The following is an 18,584-nucleotide window of genomic DNA, read 5'->3' on the forward strand; positions in this document are numbered from 1 at the left end:
CCATTCTTCTTTATTTTATTTCAATTGTAATTTCCTGTTTTTCAGTTGGTTAATTTTTATTTAAAAATTAATTGAGAATTTCTGTAAGGATGATGGGAGATTTTTTCCAAAACATACACTGTATGATCAAAGCCCCATTGGAATGATATCAAATTACTATTTCAAGAATTTCCGAAAACTGGTTGCGAAATATCTGAATGGAAAATCGACTACTGACGAAGCAGCGGCAATCGAACAGTACTACGATCTTTTCAAAGACGAACCGGACGCAACCGGCCAGATGGGAGCGGATGAAATGAGCGCATTGGATGCCCGATTGAGATCCGGGATATCGCGGGGTATGAAAAAGGAGGCTGCACGGCAAATACCCTTGTACCAGTATCCCTGGTTCCGGATGGCGGCCATATTCCTTGCGATCATTGGCATCGTAGGCTTGTTTTACAAATGGCAGAACGATCACCGGAACTACAAACCGGTAGGAGTGGAAAACATAAAACCAACGGGTTCGGATCGCTTCGTGACCTTGCCCGACGGGAGCAAAGTTGTGTTACGTGCGGGCAGTAACCTGAGTTACGGGAAAGATTTTAACAAAACCACCCGGGAGGTAACGCTGACGGGAGAAGCCTACTTTGACGTGGCACATATAGAATATTCGGACGGGGAAAATCAGTCGGTTCCAAAGCCTTTTACCATTCTCACCGGAAAAGTGAAAACGACGGTTTTAGGTACAGCTTTTGGCATTAAAGCCTGGCCGGAAAGTAAAGACATTACGGTTACCGTATCACGCGGCAAGGTGCGGGTCGAGGACGAGAATCATGTGATTGCCATTCTCACCGAGGAAAAACAGGTGCGTTACAATACAGAAACTACGGTTTCTGATAAAAGGGAAGTGAAATCGGCGGAGCTGGTAGGCTGGGCCCAGATGGACATGACATTCGATGCCATGCCGTTTTCGACTCTTGCAGAGCATCTGGGCAAACGGTATCATGTAAATATTACATTCAATAACCCTGAACTTAAAAATTGTTCGTTCACCGGACGTTTTACCGGAACGGAGTCGCTGGAAGAAGTGATGAATACCCTGGCAGCTACCAGCAAAACCACCTTTGTAATAGATGACCGGAACGAGACCGTGGTGATAGACGGAGAGAAGTGCAATTAAGAATTTACTAATCCTAAACCATAAACGTAATGAACGACTGCAAATCAATAAGAGGGCCCAGCGCTCAACAAAAAAACTCCCCCGGCCTGGACAGCAATGAGGAGTTTTAGCTAAAAAATTTGACTCAAACTTTCTAAACCAAACAAAGGATGCAAAACTTTTTCGCTTTTGCAAGCATGTCTTATTATGTCCAATTCCCAAGCTGGATGAGGGCTAATTCCAAAATGCTTATGAGAATCGGTGTATGCTGTGGCACAATTTTGCTCATCACGGCGCAGGTCTTATTTGCTGATATCAGCAAGGCTCAGGACATCCGGGAAACCAGGATCGAGTTCGCGTGCAAGCACGTTTCATTAAAAACGGCTCTTCAGAAACTGCAGGCTAAAAGCGGGTATAACTTCTTTTATATGTCGTCCAAAGTGTCTGCGTATACTGATATCAGTTTGGAGGAGGAGACGCGTACGATTCAAACTACATTGGAGCTCATCCTGATGAACACCCCGTTTGGTTTCAAGCAGGAAGGGAAGAATATCATACTCTCGGAAAAGAGCCCCGAGCAAGTCCCGAAGCAGCAGCAGCCGAGCAGTCTCCCGCCGCCGGTTAAAGGGAAAGTTACGGACCAGAAAGGACAGGCACTGCCGGGAGTGAGCATCATCGTGAAGGAAACGCAGCTCGGAACGATCACCGACACCGAGGGAAATTTTTCATTGACATTGCCTGAGGGAAGTACGGTCCTTGTTTTTTCCTTCATAGGATATGTCAGTCAGGAAGTTCCGGTAAACGGCAGGTCGGAGATCGATATCATTTTAGCGGAAAGTGTGGACAACCTCAAAGAGATCGTAGTCGTGGGCTACGGTACCCAAAGCAAGCGAAACCTGACTTCCTCGATCAGCTCGGTTTCCCCGAAAGACATTGCTAACCAGCCCGTACAACAGGTTGGGCAGGCATTGCAGGGAAAAATAGCCGGGGTGCAGATCATCCAGAACTCGGGATCTCCCGGATCTTCCCTGATGGTCAGGATTCGCGGGGCGGGCACGGTCAACAACAGCGAGCCGCTTTATGTAATAGATGGCAACCTGGGAGCCTCCCCGTCCAGCCTGGACCCCAATCAGATCGAGTCCATTGAAATTTTGAAAAGTGCCTCTGCCTCGGCCATTTACGGGGCGCAGGGAGCGAATGGGGTCATTATCATCACCACCAAGAAAGGGGTTACCGGAAAATCGAACATTCAGCTGAATGTATATTCGGGTGTGCAGCAGGTTCACAGAACGATGCCTCTTGTCAATGGCCGGCAGTATGCGCAATTGTACAATCTGGCATTGACCAATGCAGGTAAAGATCCTTTGTTCAAGGATGTACAATCCTTGGGCGCAGGTACCGATTGGCAAGACGCCATTTTTCGTTCTGCATCTATATTGAATGCGGAAATATCGGCCAGCGGCGGCAGTGAAAAAGGTACGTATTACATTTCAGGGGGTTATTACAATCAAAAAGGTACCGTTATAAATACGGATTACAGCCGGATCAACTTCCGGGTAAACTCTGAGTACAAAGTAACCAAGGCCATTACAATCGGCGAGAATATCTCATTGAGCTACGGAACACGGAACAGTATTCCTGAATTCGGCGCGAGAAATCCGGTACCGAATGCCTGGCACATGGATCCCACCGTTCCTGTGAAAAATCCGGATGGCAGCTGGGGTTTTCCGAAGTTTTCAGATACCAAAAATCCTGTTGCCGAGGCGACACTTTATACCAATACCATTAAAAGTCCGATCCTGAACGGAAGCGCGTACCTGACGGCGGACCTGCTGAGTAGTTTGAAATTCCGGAGCCAGATCAACATGAACCTCGGTTTTTCAAACCTTTATAATTTCATTCCTACGTTCGACATCTTCCCTTTGCAGCGAAATCTGGTCACAAGTCTCACAAGGGAAATGAGCCAGACGACCAACTGGGACTGGCAAAATACATTGACCTATGAAAAATCTTTCGGGCAGCACGACCTGGAAGTGCTCGGCGGGATTACAGCACAATCCAACCGGACTGAAAATATGGTTGCAATCGGTCAAAACCTGCCAATCAATGCCAATACGGACGAAAGCTTACGGTATCTGAGCCTTGCCACGACTGGCCAGCAGGTTAGTGGCGGAGCAGGCGAGTACGGAATGTTGTCGTTTTTGGGCAGGGTTAATTATAGTTATAAAGGCACTTATCTGTTTACGGGAAATTTACGGGTCGATGGGTCTTCCAAGTTTGGGAAAAATAACCGGTTCGGGACTTTTCCTTCCTTTTCGCTGGGATGGCGGATCTCGGATGAGGAATTCATGAAGAATGTCTCATTCATAAACGACCTGAAAATCAGAGGCGGCTGGGGTATGCTGGGAAATCAGAATTCACTTCCCAATTACGCATTCGCCAGCACCGTCACCCCGAATATCATTTATGGATTTGGCAACAGCATTTCGCAGGGACAGGCCGCAACCAGCATCGGCAATCCCAGTTTGAAATGGGAATCGACCAAGGAAACGGAAATTGGTATTGACTTTACGGGATTTGGAAACAGGATCACGGTTTCGGCGGCCTATTATAACAAAAGCACATCCAACATGCTGCTTCGCGTACCGATCCCGGCTTATTCCGGAGTAACTACCCCGCCATTTGTAAATGGGGGAGATGTGAACAATCAAGGAGTTGAATTGCTGATCACGTACCGGAAAAAAGCGCCTGGCAAATTCACCTATGATGTTTCGGCAAATCTTTCGAACAACATCAACAAGGTTACGAAGCTGAGCAATTCACAAGCTGCCATATTCGAGGGAAGTTTTTCCCGGACAACCGTGGGAGAGCCGATCGGCAGCTTTTACGGGCATGTCATGGATGGGATCTTTCAAACGCAGGGGGAAGTTGACCAGCACGCATATCAGACTTCCGGCACATCGCCGGGTGATATCCGTTTTAAAGACTTGAACGGGGACAACATAATTGACCAGAATGACCGGACGACAATCGGCTCTCCATGGCCAAAATTATCTTATGGCATCAGTTCAAACCTGCGTTACGGACCATTGGATATGAACCTCGGATTCTACGGAGTGTATGGAAATGACATTATCGCAAACTGGAAATACTTCACGCAAGGCAGTAACTTTTACAATTTTGATACAGAGATGCTGAATGCATGGAGCGGCCCCGGTACTTCCAATACCATTCCGCGTTTGAATGTAAACGATCCTAATAACAACCTTCGTGCTTCCTCATATTACATTGAAAACGGATCGTATTTGCGCCTCAAATCCATCCAGCTCGGCTACACCTATCCGCACCCGCTGTTGAAGAGCATTCAGAAAGTACGGATATATGTTGCTTGCCAAAACCTCCTGACGTTCACGAAATACCGCGGTTATGATCCTGAGATCGGAAGTCCGGGTTCTACATTGATCGTCGGTACGGATGAAGGGTATTATCCGCAGCCAAGAATTGTAACGGCAGGTTTGAGTTTAAGTTTTTAATTCCTGAAATGGTTTATTCCAACTAATATAATCTTCAAGAACTATGAAAAGGATTTTATTCCTAATCACCGGACTATTCTGTATCACAGGATGTAGTGATTTGCTAAACAAGCAGCCGCTGGCGGAACTGTCTGTGGGCTCTGCCTATAAAACGGAAAGTGATGCACTTAAAGCAATTACGGCCGCATATAACCCGCTGCTGAACTTCCCAGGATACGATGGCTACTCGATATACGATATCGTTACGGATAATGCGGAAAAAGGGGGAGAGGGGCCGAGCGATGGCAGCTATTTTAATGAGATTGCGAATTTTACAATACCGACTTCCAATACCGTTGCCTTGCAGGTGTGGAGAAACTGTTACCTGGGTGTGTACCGTTCAAACCTGGTTCTGGAAAATGTGCCCGGCATCGAAATGAACCCTATTGTGAGTGCGCGGATATTGGGGGAAGCGAAATTTTTGAGAGCATACTACTATTTTATCCTGGTCACCTTGTTTGGAGACGTTCCGCTGATTACCAAATCAGATATCCAGACATTTGACGCGGAGCGTACTTCCAAGGATGTTGTTTATGCATTAATAGAAAAAGAGTTGGCTGAGGCAAGCGAGGTTTTGCCACTCCGAAGCAAGTTGACGGCCGATGAAAAAGGAAGGGCGACGAAAGGCGCGGCGCAGGCGTACCTGGGAAAAGTATATCTCTATAAAAAGGATTTCGCACAAGCTGAGACCTGGTTCAAGAAAGTGATGGATTCGAACGAATATGCCCTTGAAGCCGATTACTACCGTCTGTTTACCATTGCGGGCGAATTTGGAACAGAGAATATTTTTGAGATCAATCATTTGTACAGTCCCCAGTATCTTGCCGCCAGGAACCAGGGTTCAATCCGACAAGGCAGTGCGGGTATGTACGGCTGGGGGTTTGCCAATCCTACGCAAGACTTTGTCGACGCATTTGAACCGGGCGATCCCCGGCTTTGGCAAACCGTATACAAGCAGGGAGACGTCATGCCCGACAAAAAAATCGCCGATGTCGGAAATAGTGAAACCGGCTATATGAGCAAAAAAGCGTACTTATTGGCGGAAGATTTTCCCGCAACGGGAGATCCTGCTAATTCGGGCAAGAACGAGCTGAAATTGCGCTACGGAATGCTTTTGCTTTGGTATGCCGAAGCTGCAAACGAAAACGGGAACATTCAGCCGGCGCTCGCCGCATTGAACCAGGTCAGAAAACGTGCGCGGCAGGGAGTTGCCAACGTACTGCCGGATGTTACGGCAGCGGATAAAGCAACTTTACGGGCGAAGATCTGGCAGGAAGAACGCGTGGAATACGGAATGGAAAACCACCGCTATTTTGACCTGATCCGTCAGGGACGTGCAGGAACCGTGCTCAGGGCATATGCCGCCAAATACAATACGGCCAAAGGAAAAAATTTCATAGACGGGATAAACGAGCTTTTCCCGATCCCGCAAACCGAGATTGACCTGAGTCAGGGCAAGTTAACGCAAAATAAAGGGTACTAAGATTCTTCGTTGAGGGCTTGTCGGCGGAACGCATCCGCCGACAAGTATTTTTTTTATTAATAACAGGATATCCACTTTCATGAATAGATTTTCAGTCAAACTGGTCCGCTTTTATGCATTGCTATTAACTGTATTAGGCATTTCAATTGCTGCCTGGCAGTATGACAATCGCTCCTACAAATTCAAGACAGCACTGGAAGGCTTCCAGATAGAGCCGGGCATGCGCATTGACCTGATTGCGGCCGAACCCCTGGTTGCCAGCCCGGTTGCAATTGCATTTGATGAAAATAAAGCGATGTACGTAGTCGAAGACCGCGGCTATCCGGATCCCGCAGAAGGCGGCCTTCCTACAAAACTGGGCCGCATTGCCTTGCTGAAAGACACCAATGGCGACGGGACGTACGACAAGCGGTTCGACTTTGCCGAAGGGTTGACCTATCCAAATGGAATCCTGCCATGGAAAGGGGGCGTTTTTGTTACCTGTTCGCCGGATATATTCTATTTGAAGGATACAAACGGAGATGGAATCGCGGATGTTAAGAAGGTAGTGCTGACGGGTTTTTATGCTAACAAAACCGCCCAGATTCGCATGGCTTATCCAATTCTGGGTCTCGATGGCTGGGTATACGTGACGGCCGGGCTCAATGGCGGTAACGTTACCTCTCCGGAGCATCCCGAACGCGCCGCGGTTTCCTATAACCAGGCGGACGGACGCTTTAACCCGGAAACATTCGAGTTTCAGATCACCGGCGGTCACAGCCAGTTTGGACTTACTTTTGATGCTTACGGGCGTCGTTTCGGCTCTTCGAACCGCCATCCGGTGATGCATACCGTGATAGAGCCCTGGTACCTGAAACGGAACCCGAACTTGTTGTTTAATGAAACCATACAGAATGTTTCCAAAGTGGAGGCAGAGGCTGCGGTATTTCCGATCAGCAAATCCGTAACCAGTGCGGATTTTATCCCAAAACTCATCGGTCGGTCGCATGCCGGGACCTTTACTGCTGCCAGCGGATTACTGGCGTACAATGGGACCGGGCTTACCCCGGCTCATCAGGGCAATGTTTTTATATGTGAATCGGCGCAAAATTTGGTCCAAAGACAAGTCGTAACCCCGGATGGCGTTTCGTTCCGGTCGGAGATTCCTTACAAAGGCCGTGAATTCCTTTCTTCCACCGATGGCTGGTTCCGGCCGGTATCTCTGCAACATGGCCCGGAGGGAGGACTGTATGTGGTCGACATGCACCGGAAGGTGATCGATCACCCGTCTTATGTGCCCGAAGAAGCGAGGGGCGGCCTGGATTGGGAAGCAGGAAAAAACGATGGCAGGATCTACCGGGTTGTGCGCAAAGACTTTGCTGATAGGAAATCAAATACTGCAAGTTTGAGCGCCTCCTCCTCTGTGAATGAGCTGGTCAATGCGCTTTCTTCAACCGAGGAGTGGGAGCGGCAAACGGCACATCGCTTGTTGCTGGAAGGACAAAACGCAGATGCAACTGCTGCACTGAGAAAGACAGCGACCAATGCGACGAAGCCGGAAAGCCGCGCCCGCGCGATATGGCTGTTACACTCCCTGAACGCACTGGACCTGGCATCGGTAAAGAAAGCATTAACTGACAAAGAGCCGGGTGTACGCGAGCAAGCTGCCTTGCTTGCGGGAGAAATGACGAAGGAACATCCTGAATTGGTCCAGACTCTGGTGGCCGCAGCAAGCGATCCTGCCATTCGTGTCCGATATAATAGTGCGTTGGTTCTGGGCTCGCTGGAAGGCACTGGTGTTGTAGAGGCACTGGCCAAAGTTGCCGCCAAAGACGGCGCGGACCGATGGGTACGCGCAGCCGTGTTGAGTGGAATTGAAAAGCGAATGCCGTCTTTTTTGTCTGCATTGCGCAAACAGGGCAATGCAAACCCGGCTGCTTTTGCCGCTGTGATGAAGGATTTGGGAAGTTTGTATGGCAGCGGCGGAACGGTAGCAGATAGCCGGGTCCTGTTTAAAGAAGTATTATCATCCACAGGAAGTTACGAATGGAGAATAGCTACGCTGCTGGGATTAGCGGAAGGTGTATCGGCAAGAACAGCGGAATTCGGTACGTCCCCGCAGGGATTACTTTACGCCATTCCGGGGAAAAGCCAGGGTTCAGATCTGGCAGCGTTGAACAACTTTATCGGTGCGGTGGTGACGCGGGCAGGTAACCCGGCGGAAGCGACCCGCGTACGCATGCTGGCTACCTCCCTGCTCGGCTATACCAATTACGACCGTGCTGCAGGCGTACTACAGAAACTGCTCGCACCCACCACTCCGCCGGAGCTTCTCCGCCAGGCCGTTTCATCCCTGACACGCCTGAATGATGTCCGTGGCGCCGCATTGCTGACTGAAAAGAAAGCGTGGTCGAGCTATACGCCACTGATAAAAGCGGCGGTGATCGGGTCGCTGGTTTCCAAGCCTGCATTCACCGGTGAATTGTTTAATGCAATTGAAAAAGGTACGATAGCCGGTTCCGAAATTTCATCGGCAGACCGGGTGAGGCTGATGAAATCGACCGATCCGCTGGTGAGTGACCGTGCAAATATGCTGTTTAAAGAATTGGAAGGCGGCGATAGAATGGCTGTTTACCAGGAATACCAGAAAACACTGGACGCAAAAGCGGACCCGGTGATGGGTAAAGCCGTTTTTCAAAAATCCTGTTCTGCTTGTCATACCTATCAGGGAGAAGGTGGTAAAGTCGGGCCGGATCTGACGGGCGTAAAAAGCCAGCCTGCAGAGGCATTATTGCTGCACATTCTCGTGCCCAACTACGAAGTCCTGCCTGCTTATCAGTCGGTTTTGATCACCACAAAGGACGGCCGGTCCTTTTCCGGGAAACTTTTGTCCGAAACGGAAAATAGCCTGACCCTGCGCACGGCTTTCGGGACGGATGAATCCATTCTTCGAAAGAATATCGCGTCACTTACTAATTCAGGCCTCTCATTAATGCCGGATGGTCTGGAACAGAGCATGTCCAGGGAAGATATGGCGCGGTTGATCGCGTTTTTGAAAGCTGGATCTTAATACCTTAATTACGGAGTGAATACTACAACTAAACCTTTAACTTAAGAGTATCAAATGAAAAAATCGTTTCTCATTTTTTGTGCCTCTATCCCATTATTATTAATGGTAGAAGGATGTAAAACCACGAAAACGGGCGCAGGTACAAGTACCGTGGCGCAAGGCAAACCTACCAAATTGTTTAATGGAAAAAATCTCGACGGATGGTACAAGTTCGTGCAGAACCGGGGCAGGGAAATAGATCCCAAGAATGTGTTTTCAGTGGAGAAAGGTTTGATCCACATCTCCGGAGAAGAGTATGGGAGCATTGTTACCAATGAAGAGTTCGAAAATTACAAGCTCAAAGTGGAATTCAAATGGGGAGATAAAACCTATGCTCCGCGAGCTGATCGTGCCCGGGATAACGGCGTACTCTTGCATTCCACGGGGCCGGATGGCGGCTATCACGGGATATGGATGTATTCGATCGAATGTCAGATCATCGAAGGCGGAACCGGCGATTTCCTCGTTGTTGGGGACGGAAGTGACAAATATGCGCTTACCGCAACCGTTGCCCCGAAAAAAGAAAAAGGCGGCAATGTTTTTCAGCCGGGTGGAACGCCGCTGACCATCCACAGTGGCCGGATCGACTGGTTTAACCGCGATCCATCCTGGAAAGACGTAAAAGGCTTTCGGGGTGCAAATGAGGTTGAAAAGCCGGTTGGCGAATGGAACACGATGGAATGCATCGCTGACGGAGATAACATTTCCATTTACCTGAACGGCACGCTCGTCAATCAGGCGACACAGGTGAAACCTTCAAAAGGACGCATTCAGATCCAGTCGGAGGGAGCTCAGATGTTTGTGAGAAAAGTAGAGCTGACACCGCTCCGGAAGAACTAGTATTCCATCAATTTTTTTTGAAACAATAAAATCTGCAAGCTGGCTCCATACGGGCCGGCTTGCAGATTTATGATTTTCAGCGGACAGGTTTCAGATACTTTTTAATGGAGACCGGGTAATCGACGAAGGCCAGTTCCGGTTCGGCAATTTCCGGGTGCCACATTTTCTCCCATTCAAAACTATAATACCCTTTATATCCATTGGATTCGAGTACGTCAAACGCTTCTGTGAGAGGTGCGTCTCCCTGGCCAAGGAACGTGTACTGAATCTTGCCGTCCACCAGCTTCCCGTCTTTAATGTGCGTGTGGCGAATGTACTTTTTCAAGGTCGCATAAACCTCTTTCGGCGGCTCTTTGGTTACCGACCACATGTTGAAAATATCCCAGATCAATCCCACATTCGGGTGCTCTGCCTGCTTCATGATCCTGAGCAGCAGATCTTTACCTACCACTTCTCCGTGCGATTCGAGCAGCACGGTTACCTTTGCTTTTTCAGCATAACGTCCCAGTTCCAGAAGTCCCGCTGTGATCGCATCGATGGTCTTTTCCCGGTCCTGATCTTTTGGGAGATTGTTGGGAAAAACCCGCACGTAGGGACAGGAAAGTTGCTGGGCCAGATGGATAAACCGTTTTGCTTCATCGAGGTTTTTCTGCCGCTTTTCCGGATCCAGGTAATGCAGCGCCGTGGATGCGCCCAGGTTACAGATCTTAATGTTCCGGTCGGCAAACTGCTTGCGGGTTTTGGCGATCTGCTCGGGAGAACTGAATTCCGGACAATTAGGAAGATACATCTCTCCCCGAAGCCCGCGGATTTCAATAGCCTGATAACCTTGCGAAACGGCTGTTTCCAGGATCTGAGAAAGCTCCCATTTCGGGCAGCCCAGGGTAGAAAACGCGAGTTGATTTGTCCTTTTTTTCAATGGCAGATCCAGTGCGGTGACTGCGGCAAGTGCCATTGTGTTTTTTAAAAATATCCTGCGACTGTTCATTTTGGAATATATAAGCTTTGTTTTGCCTTTAAAAAATGCGTTTAAAAGTGTCAGCAAACGCTTGAATAGAAGAAATGGCGCATTCAAATCTACTTTGCTGCCGGCATCGCCGGTACTAACGACATAGCGTGATTTAAAATTCTATTTAGATTAAATTCAAATAGTGTTGCCACGGATTCATTCCATTTGTAAGTTTGCATTTTATTCGACTGCCTCTCCATACAACGGATGCGCTTACTGATAACCATTAATTTATTAACCAATCTTTTACAAAATCATGTATTCTCTATTTGAATCCCTGCTGAAAAGGCAATTCATGCCTTTTTATCTGGCGCTTTTTTGCCCTGTATTTCAGTCTTACGCGCAAAGCCAGGGAGCGAATCTTTTGACCGAAAAAATCAGCCTGGATGGCGGAGAAAAAGCCGAGGTCAATGGTAACCCCAATTTTACTCAGACACATTCAGATGGCAGGGGTGTACTCAAAGGCACTATTAAGTCACCGGACGGCAAACCGGCCTCTTACGTGAACGTGGCATTAAAAGAAACAAACAAGGGCACAGTAACAGACGAGAAGGGTTATTATGAGATCAAAGGCCTTAAAGAAGGAACATATCTGCTGAGGGTGTCTTCGGTGGGGCTGAAACTTCAGGAAAGGTCCGTTACTATCTCTGAGGATCAGGTTGTAAGGGAAGACTTCACACTTGCAGAGAATGCCTCAGAACTGAATGAAGTGATTGTGACAGGTTCTAATGTGATCAACAAGCCGGTTTCACTTGGCAAGGCGAATATCCGTCCTCTTGATCTTCCGCAGGCCACTGCGGTGGTGAGCAGCGTGGTCATCACGGATCAGCAAATTTCAAGATTGGGGGATGCACTGCAGAATGTGAGCGGAGTGTCGCTAACCCAGCAACGGGGCGGAGTGGCCGAAACGTTTTCTTCCCGTGGTTACAGCATTGGTATCGCAGGCTCGTCGGGCAGTATTTTTAAAAACGGGATGATTTCCAACACGCAGGGGTTTCCTGAAACCAGTACGTTGGAATCGGTTGAGGTTTTGAAAGGCAGCTCGGCATTGCTGTACGGAAATGTATCGGGCGGGCTGATCGTCAATATGGTTACCAAAAAACCCAAGTTTGATTTTGGCGGAGAAGTTTCCATGCGTGCCGGAAGCTATGGTTTATACAAGCCGACGCTGGACCTGTACGGGCCTATCGCTAAAAATCTGGCATTCCGTGTGATCGGAACGCACGAAACAGCAAAAAGCTACCGGGACGTTGTGAGCACAAAACGCACGTTTGTAAATCCTTCGTTACTATATAAACTTGGCAGCAAGACGGATATCCTCGTTCAGGGCGATTATTCCAAACAGGATCTGACGCCTGACAATGGAATAGGTTCATTGAATGCGAACCGTAATGCGGAGATCATTCCAAGCCGTTCAAGGTTCATTAATACAGTTTGGGCGTACAGTGATATCGACCAGCTCTCGGGTTCCGTAAATGTGAACCACCAGTTCAACAGCGCCTGGAAACTGAATGTGATCGGCGCCATCCAGACAACCGACGTTAATTCTTTTTCTTCCAATGTTCCCAATAGCATTGCGGCGAATGGGAATTTCGCGAGAGGCCTGTCGCGTGTAAAAACGTCGGAAGACAGTAAAACTGCGCAGGTAAACCTGAACGGGAATTTCAAAACCGGCCCCATCGGACATCAGCTTTTGGTAGGGGCTGACTACGTGAACCTGGAAAGTTTAAGCAATACGTTCAGGATCACCAGCGGCGGGAAAGTAGTGACCACGTATGATACGATCAATATCCTGGACATGAACAAATATGTGCAACGTACCGATATCCCGGACGCCGAAGCGACAGCCCGCACCAGCTCACCCTCGCACCGACTCGGTTTTTATGTTCAGGACATGATCAGCTTAACGGAAAAAATTAAACTATTGGGTGGTGTACGGTGGTCATACCAGAAAACAATCCAGACGACGATCATGAACCTTTCCGATAATACGGAAACCCGGGGAGCAGCCGAAACGGTATCGAATAAGGCGTTTTCTCCAAAAGCCTCATTGGTTTATCAACCTATTAAAACTACTTCGATCTATGGTAGTTACTCGAACAATTTTACCATTAATACCGGTTTGGATATTTACGGTGCCCAGATCAAGCCGTCCATTGTCGATCAGTTTGAGTTGGGAGCGAAGAATGAGTTTTTTAATGGGAAAATTGCCGCAAATGCAAGTGTTTACAAGATCATCAACCACAATATGGCTCAGATGGCGCCGACCAACCTGGACGGTACTGTAAATTCCAACACCAATATAAAAGAGCTCACCGGCGAAACGACCAGCGACGGTTTCGAAATTGATGTGAATGGAAATCTTTCCAAAAACTTTTACTTCATCGCAGGTTATGGCTACAATTACATGCGTTATACCAAAACAGCAGACCTCAAAGGGTCCTACATCGAGGGGGAACGTCTGATCAACAACCCTGCTCACAGCGCCAATGCGACGATGTTCTACACATTCGATCACGGGAAGATCAAAGGTCTTAAAGTTGGGGCGTCCGGCTTCTACACCGGGAAACGGTATGGTGGCGTGAACAATACATTTGGCCAAACACCTGAATTTAGCAGACTTGTTCCTTTAACAGGTTTCGTAACGTTTGATTTGTCAGCTGGTTATAGCTTTAAAAGCATCTCGTTACTGGCCAAAGTTTCCAATATTTTTAATGAGCTGAATTACATCGCGCACGACAGATATAGTATCAACCCGATACCTCCGCGCCAGGTTACAGCAACGCTTTCATACAGATTTTAAGAAGGACATTGCATTGCGATAGATTTGGACAAGTTCGTTCAGGTACATAAAGTTACTGAGGACTAATCCAGCCACCGCCGAGGGACCTATACAGATTAACGACCGATTGCAGGCGCTGCAATTGGTCGTTCACACTTCCTAGCTCGGCTTGTAACAAACTCTGCCGGGCGGTAATCACTTCCGTATAATTGGCAAAACCATTCCGGAGCAGCTCAGCGGAGTAACTTACCGATTTTTGTAATGCGTCCAGTTGATTGCCGCGGATCCTTATCTTTTCCAATGCGGTATTGTGCAGCGACATTGCATCGGAAACCTGCTGTCCGGCTGTTAACAGCGCATTCTGAAAGTTGAGCAGCGCCTCTTGCTGCTGAGCTTCGGCCACTGCCAGACGCGTCCGGTTTACTCGCTGGTTCAATATCGGCTGTACCAATCCTGCTCCGATACTGGCCGCGATAGATACCGGTTTCAGCAGGTTTTTCAGTTGTAATGCCGAAAAACCGGCCGAGCCGGTTATGGTAAGTGCAGGATAGAAATAAGTCCTGGCCACATTGGTCAGCTCAAAATAATAGCGCAGGTTGAGCTCCGCCTGCTGCACATCCGGACGATTCGCCAGCAGCAACGCCGGTACGCCCGTTTGCAATACACTTAACGTATCCTGATTTCTTAATGACCCGCGTCTGATGGCGGTGGGCGGCAATGCAAGCAGGATGCTCAGCGCATTCTCCGTTTCCCGGATATTCTGTATAAGGTCCGGGATCGTCACCTCTGCAACGTAACGCTGCGCCTCACTCTGAACCACGGCAGCTTCGGTGACCACAGCCGCTATTTTCAGTTCGCGCATGGTTTGTACCGTGGTATCCCAGTTGGAAACGGTTTGCTGCGTAATGGCCAGTTGCTGATCCAGGGCCAGTAAGGCATAATAGTAATTGGCAATATCTGCCACCAGGCTTGTCTGGACCGCTTTTGCGCCCGCTTCGGATTGCAGCAGGTTGGCCAGATTAGCCCGCCTGGTACTTCGCAGTTTGCCCCAGATATCGGCCTCCCATCCGGTTGTTAACCCCAGCTGGTATTGTGTCGCATTGTTCCTGATACCAAAACCCTGCGCCTCCGAGAGTTTGGATTCGGTCACACCTGCATTGGTATTCACGGTTGGGAAAAAGGCAGCCCTGCTTTGCTCGTAATAAGCTCTGGACTGCTGAATGCGGGTATATGCTACCTGCAGATTGAGGTTATTCTTAATCCCGTTGCCGATCAAAACCTGTAAAGTCGTATCGGTGAAAAGCTGGTTCCAGGGCAACAGACCGAGGCCCGTGGTGTCGGTTGTTACTACGTCGCGGTAGAGATTGTCCGGGGTTGTCTGTGGTTTTTGGTAGGGTTTGCTGATGTTACAGGAACACAGGATTAACCCTGGCAAGCACAACAAAACCAGGTGTTTCAAATGTCTTTTATACATAACCTTCTTGTTAAAGCCTTGTGTGCGATTTGTTTTTGCCGGGTTTTATTGGGTTAAATGACTTTGATCTGCCATTCCTTTTGGCGGGCCGCTGATCCTTTCCTGTAATGATTGAAATACGATGTACAGGACTGGAATCACAAAAACCCCGATCAGCGTTCCGATCAGCATGCCCCCGACAGCGCCGGTACCAATGGAGCGGTTTCCGATTGCGCCCGCGCCGGTGGAAAGCATTAATGGGACCAAACCCAGAATAAAAGCAAATGAGGTCATCAAAATCGGGCGCAACCGTGCCTGTGCACCTTCAATGGCGGCATCGATCAGGGACATACCGTGCCGCCTTCGTTCTACTGCAAACTCCACGATCAGAATGGCGTTTTTTGCCAAAAGACCGATCAGCATAATCAAGGTAATCTGCAGGTAAATGTTATTGGTTATGCCAAACAAGCTGGCAAAGATGAATGCGCCCGCCAGACCGATCGGCAGAGACAGTAACACTGCAAACGGAAGGATATAGCTCTCGTACTGGGCGCTCAGCAGCAGATATACGAAAAGAAGTACAAGCCCGAAAATCAGGACGGTTTGTCCGCCCGCCGATATTTCTTCCCTCGTCATCCCCGAAAATTCGTAGCCGTATCCTGCGGGAAGTACCTCGGCCGCTACTTGCTGCACGGCACTAATGGCGTCACCCGAACTGAAACCGGGATTCGGCGAGCCGGTAACCCCGATGGAAGTAAAAAGATTGAACCGGGAAATGGACTGTGGACCGTACACTCTTTTCAAGGTGATAAATCCGGTAATCGGTGCCATTTGTCCATTTGCATTCCGGATGTAAATGTTGCTCAGACCTTCGGGATTTGCCCTCGAAGCCGCCTCAGCCTGGTACATGACACGGAACTGTTTTCCAAACTGATTGAAGTTGGACGCATATACCCCGCCATAATATCCCTGCATGGTACTCATAATGTCATTCACCGTAATTCCCGCCACTTTGGCTTTGGCCACATTGACATCGATCTGATATTGCGGAAAATTGACATTGAATGCCGTAGACGCGTACTGGATTTCCGGACGCTGACTCAATGCTGCAAGAAAGTCGTTCCCGACTTTTGAAAATAGCGCAATCTCGCCTCCGCTCCTGTCTTGCAGTTGAAACTCAAATCCGCCCGATGTACCAAATCCCTGAATGGTAGGAGGGGCGAAAAAGATGATCTTCGCGTCCCTGATTCCGCTCGTTTTGGCAAATAATTTCCCGATCAGCGATTGCACATCCTGACCTTCTCCGCCGCGTTCGGCCCAGGGTTTCAGCCTCATCACAACCATTCCGTAATTACTTCCGACGCCGCTGATCATGCCCCGCCCGGTTATTTTCAGAATGTTCTGTATTTCCGGTATAGTCCGGGCTATCGCTTCTACCTGCTTGGTGAGGGCATCTGTTCTTTCGGTGGATGCGGATGGCGGTAATGCAATATCGGCCATAATGGAGCCGGTATCCTCACCGGGCACAAACGCCGAGGGAGTTGTTTGCATGAGATAGTAGAACAATCCCGCAAATACCAGGATAATCAATGCCGACAACCAGCTTTTTCCGATCAGGAATGAGACGGACTGCTTGTATCGCTGCGTCGTTTTGTCAAATGTGCGGTTGAACCATCCATAAAACCGTTGTAAAATATTCTTTTTATGATTGGCGTCTTCCTGGTGTGGTTTCAGAAAAATGGCGCATAATGCCGGGCTGAGTGTAAGTGCATTCACCGCGGATAAGATGATCGCGATGGCAAGCGTAAGACCAAATTGTTTGTAAAATACCCCGGCAGAACCTTCGATAAAGCTAACCGGAACAAAAACCGCAGCCATAACCAGCGTAATGGAAACAATGGCGCCCGAGATTTCACTCATTGCATCTTTTGTCGCTTTCAGCGCCGAAGTATAGCCTGCGTCCAGTTTCGCGTGGACCGCCTCCACCACCACAATGGCATCATCGACCACAATACCAATGGCGAGTACCAATGCAAAAAGTGTGAGCAGGTTAATCGTGAAACCAAAAAGCAGCAGAAAGAAAAAAGTACCAACGATAGCCACCGGAACTGCGATCGCGGGAATGAGCGTAGAACGGAAATCCTGCAGAAATATAAAAACGACTAGAAAGACCAGGATGAACGCCTCAATAAGCGTGTGGATCACCTTTTCTATAGAAGCATCCAGAAAGTCGTTTGCATTGATCAGGGTGACATATTTAATGCCGGAAGGAAAGGTTTTAGCCGCCTCGTCGAGTACCAGTAAGCTGCCTTCGATGACTTCTTTCGCATTGGAGCCGGCCGTCTGGCTGATGGCCACACCCACCGACGGGTTACCATTGGTAGTGGTGCTGCTGGCATAGCTCATGGCCCCCAGCTCGATCCGCGCGATGTCTTTCAACCTTAGTATCTGACCTCCCGGCGTTGCTTTAATGACCACGTCCTGAAACTCGCCCGCATCTTTCAGCCTGCCCGAATATTTGATTACATATTGAAATGATTGCAATCCCTGCTCACCAAACTGACCCGGCGCAGCTTCTATATTTTGTTCGGCAAGCGCCGCATTCACGTCCGACGGAACGAGCCCGTAGGTCGCCATTACATCCGGTTTCAGCCAGATCCGCATCGAATAATCCATTCGGCCAAACGCATTTGCCTCGCCAACTCCCGACACGCGCTTGATCAGCGGCACCAGGTTTAACTCCGCATAATTTTGTAAAAATGTCTGATCATAAGCGGGGTTTTCGCTGTAAAGTGAAAATATCACCAGGTTACTGCTCTGGCTTTTGGCCGTAGTCACACCGGAGCGCGTTACCTCCTGCGGCAGGAGAGCAGTAGCGCGGGCGACCCGGTTCTGCACGTTCACAGATGCAAGGTCCGGATCGGTACCAAGCTTAAAATTCACGGTAATGCGTGCCGTGCCATCATTTCCCGCAGCAGAAGTCATATAAGTCATATCCTCAACCCCGTTGATCTGTTCTTCGAGCGGTACGATCACACTGTTGAGCACCACGTCCGCATTGGCACCCTGATAGGATGTGGAAACGACTACCGTTGGCGGCGCGATTTCGGGGTATTGCGCAATGGGAAGAGATAGCAGCCCGAGAATTCCGAGAATGACAATGAGAATTGAAATGACCGTAGACAGTACCGGCTGATCAATGAAGCGATTAAACAT

Annotated in this window: 9 protein-coding genes; 6 read left to right on the forward strand and 3 right to left on the reverse strand. The window is 48.8% G+C overall.

Annotated elements, in window-relative coordinates; all coding sequences use genetic code 11:
* Positions 1 to 142 precede the first annotated feature (142 nt).
* The 5 genes from LZG72_RS25350 to LZG72_RS25370 all read left to right on the forward strand — a co-directional run bounded on the left by LZG72_RS25350 (position 143) and on the right by LZG72_RS25370 (position 10,124).
* Complete coding sequence (locus LZG72_RS25350; RefSeq protein ID WP_233877944.1) at positions 143 to 1,162, forward strand: FecR family protein; 1,020 nt, start codon at positions 143 to 145, stop codon at positions 1,160 to 1,162.
* A 230-nt stretch (positions 1,163 to 1,392) separates the two neighbouring features.
* Positions 1,393 to 4,674 (forward strand): TonB-dependent receptor, encoded by a 3,282-nt coding sequence (locus tag LZG72_RS25355; protein ID WP_233877945.1) that lies wholly within the window; start codon positions 1,393 to 1,395, stop codon positions 4,672 to 4,674.
* Positions 4,675 to 4,717: 43 nt separating this feature from the next.
* Positions 4,718 to 6,196 carry a RagB/SusD family nutrient uptake outer membrane protein gene (locus LZG72_RS25360; protein WP_233877946.1) on the forward strand — a complete coding sequence of 493 codons (1,479 nt, stop codon included), beginning with the start codon at positions 4,718 to 4,720 and terminating at the stop codon, positions 6,194 to 6,196.
* A 79-nt stretch (positions 6,197 to 6,275) separates the two neighbouring features.
* Complete coding sequence (locus tag LZG72_RS25365) at positions 6,276 to 9,245, forward strand: PVC-type heme-binding CxxCH protein (RefSeq protein WP_233877947.1); 2,970 nt, start codon at positions 6,276 to 6,278, stop codon at positions 9,243 to 9,245.
* A gap of 54 nt (positions 9,246 to 9,299) precedes the next feature.
* A complete protein-coding gene (locus LZG72_RS25370; protein WP_233877948.1) occupies positions 9,300 to 10,124 on the forward strand; it encodes a DUF1080 domain-containing protein in 825 nt (274 codons plus the stop codon).
* Between the two features lie 76 nt (positions 10,125 to 10,200).
* Here the strand turns inward: LZG72_RS25370 and LZG72_RS25375 are convergent, their stop codons facing one another.
* The gene (locus LZG72_RS25375; protein WP_233877949.1) at positions 10,201 to 11,079 is read right to left on the reverse strand and encodes a sugar phosphate isomerase/epimerase; all 879 of its coding nucleotides are present in this window, start codon (positions 11,077 to 11,079) and stop codon (positions 10,201 to 10,203) included.
* A 310-nt stretch (positions 11,080 to 11,389) separates the two neighbouring features.
* Between LZG72_RS25375 and LZG72_RS25380 the strand changes: the two genes are divergently transcribed.
* The gene (locus LZG72_RS25380; protein WP_233877950.1) at positions 11,390 to 13,936 is read left to right on the forward strand and encodes a TonB-dependent receptor; all 2,547 of its coding nucleotides are present in this window, start codon (positions 11,390 to 11,392) and stop codon (positions 13,934 to 13,936) included.
* 52 nt (positions 13,937 to 13,988) lie between these two features.
* On the opposite strand, the gene LZG72_RS25385 is transcribed toward LZG72_RS25380, so the two are convergent.
* On the reverse strand, positions 13,989 to 15,389 hold the full coding sequence (locus LZG72_RS25385) for an efflux transporter outer membrane subunit (protein WP_233877951.1): 1,401 nt from the start codon (positions 15,387 to 15,389) through the stop codon (positions 13,989 to 13,991).
* 45 nt (positions 15,390 to 15,434) lie between these two features.
* Entirely contained in the window at positions 15,435 to 18,584 is a 3,150-nt protein-coding gene (locus LZG72_RS25390; protein WP_233877952.1) for an efflux RND transporter permease subunit, read from the reverse strand.

This window comes from Dyadobacter sp. CY323 (assembly GCF_021390245.1).
Taxonomy (GTDB): domain Bacteria; phylum Bacteroidota; class Bacteroidia; order Cytophagales; family Spirosomataceae; genus Dyadobacter.